At 49.5% G+C, this 8148-nt stretch carries 6 protein-coding genes and 1 pseudogene; 3 read left to right on the top strand and 4 right to left on the bottom strand.

Annotated elements, in window-relative coordinates:
* The first annotated feature begins 6 nt into the window (after positions 1-6).
* From tnpC to B4W65_RS13495, 3 genes and pseudogenes are all read left to right on the top strand, one after another.
* Positions 7-1332 (top strand): IS66 family transposase, encoded by a 1326-nt coding sequence (gene tnpC / locus B4W65_RS13505; protein ID WP_449404139.1) that lies wholly within the window; start codon positions 7-9, stop codon positions 1330-1332.
* A gap of 107 nt (positions 1333-1439) precedes the next feature.
* Positions 1440-1814: a hypothetical protein gene (locus B4W65_RS13500; protein WP_088655691.1), complete on the top strand. Its 375-nt coding sequence runs from the start codon at positions 1440-1442 to the stop codon at positions 1812-1814.
* Between the two features lie 119 nt (positions 1815-1933).
* Positions 1934-2113: pseudogene (locus tag B4W65_RS13495) on the top strand (transposase); the annotation flags it as partial.
* A 167-nt stretch (positions 2114-2280) separates the two neighbouring features.
* On the opposite strand, the gene B4W65_RS13490 reads toward B4W65_RS13495, so the two are convergent.
* The 4 genes from B4W65_RS13490 to B4W65_RS13475 all read right to left on the bottom strand — a co-directional run bounded on the left by B4W65_RS13490 (position 2281) and on the right by B4W65_RS13475 (position 8023).
* The gene (locus tag B4W65_RS13490) at positions 2281-3036 is read right to left on the bottom strand and encodes a succinate dehydrogenase/fumarate reductase iron-sulfur subunit (RefSeq protein ID WP_088655689.1); all 756 of its coding nucleotides are present in this window, start codon (positions 3034-3036) and stop codon (positions 2281-2283) included.
* A gap of 38 nt (positions 3037-3074) precedes the next feature.
* Positions 3075-5015 (bottom strand): fumarate reductase/succinate dehydrogenase flavoprotein subunit, encoded by a 1941-nt coding sequence (locus B4W65_RS13485; RefSeq protein ID WP_088655688.1) that lies wholly within the window; start codon positions 5013-5015, stop codon positions 3075-3077.
* A 19-nt stretch (positions 5016-5034) separates the two neighbouring features.
* Entirely contained in the window at positions 5035-5736 is a 702-nt protein-coding gene (locus B4W65_RS13480) for a succinate dehydrogenase cytochrome b subunit (RefSeq protein WP_088655687.1), read from the bottom strand.
* 247 nt (positions 5737-5983) lie between these two features.
* Complete coding sequence (locus tag B4W65_RS13475) at positions 5984-8023, bottom strand: tetratricopeptide repeat protein (RefSeq protein WP_088655686.1); 2040 nt, start codon at positions 8021-8023, stop codon at positions 5984-5986.
* Positions 8024-8148: the final 125 nt, after the last annotated feature.

The following is an 8148-nucleotide window of genomic DNA, read 5'->3' as shown; positions in this document are numbered from 1 at the left end:
CACAAAATCCCGACGACCAGCAGAAATAGTTCCATGCCCCCTTCTACAGATTTGTTTTCTCATAGAAACCAATCATTACGCGAAAAGAGCACACTCAAAACTGGAGGCCAACCTGGTCACAAAGGACACACCCTGGCTAAGAATCCTCACCCTGATTTTAGGGTAAAGCACCTTCCAGCTGAACAGTGCCCCTTTTGTAAAAAGAGTTTTCAAGCCTCGGACTTCAGCCTTCTTGAGGAACGTCAGGTTGTTGATATTCCTAAAATAAAAGCAAGCGTAACCAACCATCAGGTTTATGGCACCAGATGCGACTGTGGGCATTGCCATACCGGGGCCTTTCCCGGATATGTTAATGCTCCGGTGCAATATGGCCCTAATCTATCAAGCCTTGTTGGATATTTAAGTACCCGACAGTATTTGCCAATGGCTCGACTAGTCGAGCTTATATACAGCATAACCAACATCAGAATGAGTCAGGGCACCGTTGCCAATATGCTTGCAAGAGTGACAAAATCGGTAGAGCCGATCTATAAAGGAATCCAGCAAAGCATTTCCGAAGCTGCTGTTGTAGGAAGTGATGAAACCAGCGTGAAGGTTAAAGGGCAAAAGGATTTGATGTGGGTTTGGCAAAGTCAATCGGCGTCATTTATTGCCTATGAACAATCAAGAGNTCAATCGGCGTCATTTATTGCCTATGAACAATCAAGAGGATACGTATCAATAATCAAAAATTTCCCCAACGGCTTTAAGAGCAGCACTCTCGTTAGCGATGCATTAAGCGCCCAGCTTAAGACTCCGGCCCAAAAGCATCAGCCGTGCGTGGCCCACATGCTCAGAGAGCTCAAATATTTTATCGATAAGCACAACAGTCAATGGGCGATGGCCATGAAAAAATTATTTCTATGGGCAATTGAACTCAAAAAGGAAATGAGTCCATCTGACTATTTAAAAAGTGCCCCCAGAGATGAGCTTCTGAAACTATTCAACCATTTGTTGGAGTTAAATCCGGAAGATGTTGATAAGCTCGAGGCCTTCCACAAAAGGATGAGGAGGTTGAAGTTTGACGTGTTCAATTTCTTGTTTTATGCTGAGGTGCCACCGGACAACAATTCCTCGGAGCGGGCCATAAGAAACGTCAAGGTCAAGCAAAAAATATCAGGCCAATTTCGTTCAACCCAGGGGGCAACGAGATTTGCCGTGATGCGTTCAGTCATTGATACTGTAATAAAACGGGGCGGTGACCCTTTGATTACACTACGCTTTGCTGTTGGAACGACTGCAGAGAAGAGAAGCTTTCTTGAAAACAAGCCAGAGTTAAAATCTTTTTTTTAATATTGCGGTAGCTCGATTCGGTGCTGGTTATGAATCCGCGGCGGCGGGAGCTGTCAGCGTTGCAAATGAGACCTGAGTAGTTACGGTCAAACTATATTTTATTAAAGATGATGTTTAAAGACGGAAATAAAGTAGGGAAGTTCTATGGTTTATTATTAATGGGCTTTATAATAATGGTAATAATAGGTATTGTACTTCATAATAGCAAAATGAGTAACCATATTGACATTAGAAACTTGAATTCATTGAATGGGGTTGTGGTTAAGGTCAAGGCGGATAGGTCAAGTGCTTTTGGAGAATTGCAGGATGGTAGAAGAGTCTTTTTTTTTGATTCTGATAATTACAATTACAAGCCTTACTCTTTATGTAAATTCTTAAATATAGGCGACTCTATAATTAAGCATAATCAATCAGATACATTATACATATATAGAGATGAAAAAGAATATTATTTTGTATTAGGTAAATCTATAGGAGAATAATAAAACATTGAAATACAGAAAGCCTGTCTTGGCCTCTAAAAACCGAGTGTAGCCTTCCCTAAAAATAGGGCAGCTTAAAATTAGACAATTTATTAATTTTAAGCAGTCAAACGATCATCATTAAAAAGACAAGATTTACCGAGAGTCAGATCATTAAGGTCATCAAAGAGTATGATAGCAGCATAGATGCTCAAAGCGTATGTCGGAAGCATGGCATTTCGAAGGCAATGTTGTATAATTGGCGTAAGAAATATTCTTGCATGGAAGTTTCTCAGTTAAAGCGACTAAAGGAACTTGAAGCACTCACCTCTTCTTCAGTCTTTTAATTCAAAACATCAAGGATCATATTAGGCTATAAGATGCGTTTTTAACCAAACCGTGATTTCTATAGTTTCAAAGCTGGTAATATAAAAAGAGGCTGCCCCTTATTGGGCAGCCTCTTTTTATTTGCTTATCGCTTTATGGCTTAGTCCTTGATCTTGGCGGTCAAAAACTCGCGGTTCAAACGGGAGATGTTGCTCAGCGAGATGCCTTTGGGGCATTCTACCTCGCAGGCACCGGTGTTGGTACAGTTGCCAAAACCCAATTCGTCCATGCGGGCCACCATGTTTTTGGCACGACGGGCAGCCTCTACGCGGCCCTGGGGCAGCAGCGCCAGCTGGCTCACTTTGGCAGAGACAAAAAGCATGGCAGAGCCGTTTTTGCAGGCCGCCACACAGGCGCCGCAGCCAATGCACGAAGCCGCATCCATAGCCTCATCGGCATCGGGCTTGGGAATGGGCAGGGCGTTGGCATCGGGTACCCCTCCGGTATTTACCGATACATAACCACCGGCAGCAATAATTTTGTCGAAGGCGGTGCGGTCCACAATCAAGTCCTTAATGACGGGGAAACCGGCCGAACGCCAGGGCTCTATGATGATGGTTTCACCGTCCTTGAACTTGCGCATGTGCAGCTGACAGGTAGTTACATCGTCGTCGGGTCCGTGGGGGCGACCGTTGATGTAGAGCGAGCACATGCCACAGATGCCTTCGCGGCAGTCGTGGTCAAAAGCCACCGGCTCTTTGCCTTCGTTGATCAGTTGCTCATTCAAAATGTCCATCATTTCGAGGAAGGAACTGTCCACAGATATGTTGCTTACTTTGTAAGTCTCGAAACGTCCTTTTTCCCGGGGACCGTTTTGTTTCCAGACTTTAAGTGTGAGATTCAATGTTTTTTCCATGATTAAACTCCATTTAATAGTTGAACTTGCCTCCTGCACTATTTGTAGTTACGCTGAACCAGTTGAATTTCTTCATACTTGAGCTCTTCCTTGTGCAGTTCGGGCTCCTGGTTGTCTCCCTTGTATTCCCAGCAGGAAACATAGGCGTACTGGTCGTCGTGACGCAGCGCTTCCCCTTCTTCGGTTTGGTGCTCTTCACGGAAGTGACCACCACAGGATTCCTCCCGGTTCAGTGCGTCGAGGGCCATCAGTTCACCGATTTCGATAAAGTCGGCCAAACGGTTGGCTTTTTCAAGTTCAATGTTCATACCGTCGTTGGATCCGGGGATGCGTACATTGCTCCAGAACTCCTTCTTAACGGCACGAATTTTTTCGATGGCATTTTGCAGGCCTTCCTTGTTACGGGCCATGCCCACAAAGTCCCACATAATCAGTCCCAGCTCCTTATGAATGCTGTCCACCGAACGCTGTCCCTTAATGGAGAGCAGTTTGTTCAGGCGGTCCTGCGACTCCTTCTCGGCTTCCACAAACTCCTTTTCGTCGCCACTCATACGCGGGGTACGAATGTCGTCGGCCAGGTAGTTCTGAATGGTGTAAGGCAGCACAAAGTAACCGTCGGCCAAACCCTGCATCAGGGCCGAAGCACCCAAACGGTTGGCGCCGTGGTCGGAGAAGTTGGCCTCACCGGCACAGAACAAACCGGGAACACTGGTCTGCAGTTCATAATCTACCCAAATACCGCCCATGGTATAGTGGATGGCGGGGTAAATCATCATTGGGGTATCGTAGGGATTGTCGTCCACAATTTTTTCGTACATCTGAAAGAGGTTGCCGTAGCGGGCACGGATGGTATCCTCACCCAGGCGCTCAATCGACTCCTTAAAGTCGAGGTACACCGCCAAACCGGTGTTGCCTACGCCGTAACCGGCGTCGCAACGCTCCTTGGCAGCCCGTGAAGCCACATCGCGGGGCACCAGGTTACCAAAGGCAGGATAGCGGCGCTCCAGGTAGTAGTCGCGGTCCTCTTCTGCAATTTGCGTAGGTTTCAGCTTACCGGCACGGATGGCTTCGGCGTCTTCCTTTTTCTTAGGCACCCAAATGCGACCGTCGTTACGCAGCGACTCCGACATCAGGGTCAGCTTGCTCTGGAACTCCCCGTGTACCGGAATACAGGTGGGGTGAATCTGGGCAAAACAGGGGTTGGCAAACATAGCGCCCTTCTTGTAGGCCTGCAAAGCCGCTGAGCCGTTGGAGCCCATGGCGTTGGTCGACAAGAAGAAGGTGTTGCCGTAACCGCCGGTGGCCAGTACTACGGCGTGACCGAAGTGACGCTGGGTCTTACCGGTAACCAGGTCGCGTGAAATGATGCCGCGTGCTTTGCCGTCAACCATCACAATGTTCACCAGCTCGTTGCGGGTGTACAGTTTTACAGTTTTCAATTCTACCTGGCGCATCAGCGCCTGGTAGGCACCCAAAAGGAGCTGCTGACCGGTTTGTCCCTTGGCGTAGAAGGTACGACTTACCTGAGCTCCCCCAAAGGAACGGTTGTCGAGAAGACCGCCGTACTCGCGGGCAAAGGGTACGCCCTGGGCCACACACTGGTCGATGATGGAATTACTCACCTCGGCCAGACGGTAAACGTTGGCCTCGCGGGCGCGATAGTCGCCCCCCTTCACGGTGTCGTAAAACAATCGGTAAACCGAGTCGCCGTCGTTGGGATAGTTCTTGGCGGCGTTGATACCACCCTGGGCAGCGATGGAGTGCGCCCGGCGGGGAGAATCCTGAATGGTAAATACCTTAACATTAAAGCCCATCTCGCCAAAGGAGGCAGCGGCAGAGGCACCGGCCAGACCGGTTCCTACTACTATGATGTCGAGTTTCCTTTTATTGGAGGGGTTCACCAGCTTTTGGTGCGCCTTATAGTTGGTCCACTTCTGAGCCATAGGCCCCTGTGGTATTTTAGCATCTAACTTTGCCATAATATGCGGTGATTAAAATTTAAGCTTGAAAAAATAAGTACTGCAACAGCGCAATCAGTGCAAATCCGAGTCCCACAAACCAGGCGTAAACCTGACCAATGGTGGTCAGCCGCTTGCGCCACAGGTTGTTGCTGAAGCCTATGGTTTGGAAGGAAGACCAGAAACCGTGCGAAAGGTGCATGGCCAGACCAATACCGGCCACCATATAAACCAATACAATCCACAACTCGCTGAAAGTAGCATTCACCAGGGCATAGGCATTTTCTACTTCGGTGGGTACGCCACCAATGTTGATGGTAACGTGCTCAAGTAAATCGGAACCGGTCACCTTCATTTTTACCCAAAAATGGGCAATGTGCAGTACCAGAAAGGCCAGGATGGTGATGCCCAGTACCAGCATGTTTTGAGAAGCCCAGGTTACCCCTTTGGTTTTTTTACCTGAGGCATAGGTTGCCGAACCACGTGCTTTTTGGTTTTGGAGCGTCAGCACAATGCCGTACACAATGTGCACCAAAAAACCCAAACCCAAAATGGGTTCCATAATTTTCACAGCGGGATTGGTGGCCATGAAATGGGCACCTGCATTAAAAAACTCGCCGCCGTCGGGTATCAGCAAAAGCGCATTCACCCCCAGGTGAACAAGCAGAAAAATCATCAGGAAAAGTCCCGACAATCCCATCAGCAACTTCTTCCCAATGGAAGAACTAAATAAACTGCTCATAAAGATTACATTTAAGATATTAGTGTATCGGTTATTTGTTGTTTTTTTGGTAGACGCCCTAACAGGCTGCAAATGTAGTGGGTCGGCGCACTATTTAAAAATAATATAAAGAAAAAGTTCTTTATTTATACGCCGTCTAATTTGATGCAGGGCAAGGCCAACACTTAATAGTGCAAGATAACATTTTTTTCACTTCTGTGCAGTGGATTTTCCCTCCTGAAAGGTAGGAGAAACAGGGCGCGTTTTTTCAAGGTCTCAGCTCGGCCAACTCGTCCAGGGGGCGCAAAAAGGCATCGCGGAAGCGTGGGTCCTTTTTCATTTGTCGCAAAAAGGCTTCAGCCTCCTCCGTGGTAGCAAAGTCGCCCAGGTAATAGCGCAGAAAGCCGTCCTTTCCGCGACAGCTTTTCAGCATGCTGGTATCGAGTCCCGCCAGAAACCGGGCATTGGCCTGTTTTTGCTTTTGCAGGGCAAGGATTTGTACGGTATAGGCCGTTTCAGCCGTTTCGGCAGCCTGCTGCCGATCATAATTAGGAGCAGGTGCTTCTTCGGACAACGGAACCACTTGCTGTTTTTGGGTAAGCGGAGTTTCGGTGGGGGCGCTTTCTATGTATTTCCTAATGCTGTCCTCCAGCGCATCTGTCTTCTCGTTCACGGCCATTGCCTGCTCCCTGGGCACCAGGGGAGAGCGCATTTGCACATCCTCCTTCATCAAAACCTGACGGCGGCTCTCCAGAGCCATTTCCGCATGCAGGTGCAAGGTCTCGCGGACATAGAGGCTGTCTGGTCCCGCTTCCTCCAAGCGGTAAGAGTCACCGGCATCCAGTATCAGGTAATACTGTCCCGTATGGGTATTGGGCCGGTATTCGCCCACCTGGGCGTTGTCCGACTCGCGCCAAACCAGAATGCGAATCTGGTCCATCGGCAAATTATCGGGATTGCTTACCGCCCCTTCAACCACGGTCAACATTCCCCGCGGAACATTCTCGAAATTGACATTGTAGATGTCGCTGCGTCCTTCCTCTTCATTGAAGCGGAAGGAGGTCAGATAGGCCTCACTTTTGTCGAGGGTCGGTAAAAAGAAAAGGTCGTCGTCGGGCGTGTTGACCGGATAGCCCATATTTACGGCCCGGGCCCAGGTGCTGTCGGTCTGCAATTGACTGTACAGCACGTCAAAGCCGCCCATGGAATGGGGGCCATTGGATATGTAGTACAAGGTACTGCCGTCGGGGTGCATCATGGGGCTTTCCTCGTCGCCGGCGGTGTTGATGCTGGGGCCCAGATTCCAGGGGTCCCCCCATTGGCCGTAGGCATCCTTGCGTGCCGCCCAAATATCGAGGCCCCCATAGCCACCCGGACGGTTGCTGGTGAAGTAGAGGGTGCTTTGGTCGGGCGAGAGACTGGCATGGGTCTCGTCGTAATAGGAGTTGATGGGTGCGGGCAAGAGCTCCGGGCTCTGCCAGATGCCGTTGATGAGGCGACTCACCGAGAGGTTTCGTGTCACTTTTCCGTCGCTCTGGTAGAGGAAGAGCTGACTGCCGTCGGGCGATAGGGAGAGGAGACTCATGTGCTCGTTGCGGTTGTAGAGCGACTCAACAAGGCGCGGCTTTTGCCAGGCCCTTCCATCGTGCTCGGCCACATAAATGTTTTCAAAGTATTGGTCGTCGGGCAAGAGGCGGTCGTTGCCGGATGCGCGCCGCGAGGTAAAATACATGCGTCTGCCGCTCAGGTCAACGAGGGGACTGTGGTCGTCAAATTCGGAATTGATGGTTTTGCCCACATCCCTGATGTTAAGCTGAATGGGATTGTCGAGCAGCAAAATGGCATTGTTGGTATGCTGAAATTCCTGCTGCACCTCGGCGCGCAGGTCGTCCAGCACAATAGAATCCTTAACCACCTGGAGCATCGACAGGGCCTTACGGGGTTCTAATTGCAGGTTGTAAGTGCGCGCCTTCAATTGATGCAGGTACACGCTGAAGGGGTCGTACAGATCTTCTTCCGGAATCTGAGCCAGCACCCGATTGAAAAGGGCCTGGGCCGAATCGAGCTGCTGGTTGGTCTCCATAAACACTACGCCCAGCTGGGTGAGGGCATCCATGTGGAGTGGATTGTCCTTAAGGATATTGCCCAGCAAGTCCCTGGCCGTTTGATAATCGCCCTGGTCGGCCGCATTAACCGCACGACGGAAAGTGCCTGAGTGGCGATCGCCCAGCACCACCTGACCGTGCACATTTGTGCACAGCAGGAGCTGCAAAAGAGCCCAAAGAAAAAATATCCGGCGCCACATCATTCGTTTTATGCTCTTGCGTTTGGTCAGGTAGTTTAACTGTATTGACCGCCAAATTGTTGCATGATTTTCGAATTTTTTGGTTGGCTGTGGTGGTTTCGAATTGTTAAATAACTGAAAAACAAGCA

This window comes from Geofilum rhodophaeum (genome assembly GCF_002210225.1).
GTDB lineage: Bacteria > Bacteroidota > Bacteroidia > Bacteroidales > Marinilabiliaceae > Geofilum > Geofilum rhodophaeum.
This window is presented reverse-complemented; position numbering and strand designations above follow the sequence as displayed.

Excerpts from the sequence above, each read along its gene's own strand:
- B4W65_RS13500 (WP_088655691.1), top strand. The coding sequence starts at position 1,440 with ATGATGTTTAAAGACGGAAATAAAGTAGGGAAGTTCTATGGTTTATTA.
- B4W65_RS13490 (WP_088655689.1), bottom strand. The coding sequence starts at position 3,036 with ATGGAAAAAACATTGAATCTCACACTTAAAGTCTGGAAACAAAACGGT.
- B4W65_RS13485 (WP_088655688.1), bottom strand. The coding sequence starts at position 5,015 with ATGGCAAAGTTAGATGCTAAAATACCACAGGGGCCTATGGCTCAGAAG.
- B4W65_RS13480 (WP_088655687.1), bottom strand. The coding sequence starts at position 5,736 with ATGAGCAGTTTATTTAGTTCTTCCATTGGGAAGAAGTTGCTGATGGGA.
- B4W65_RS13475 (WP_088655686.1), bottom strand. The coding sequence starts at position 8,023 with ATGATGTGGCGCCGGATATTTTTTCTTTGGGCTCTTTTGCAGCTCCTG.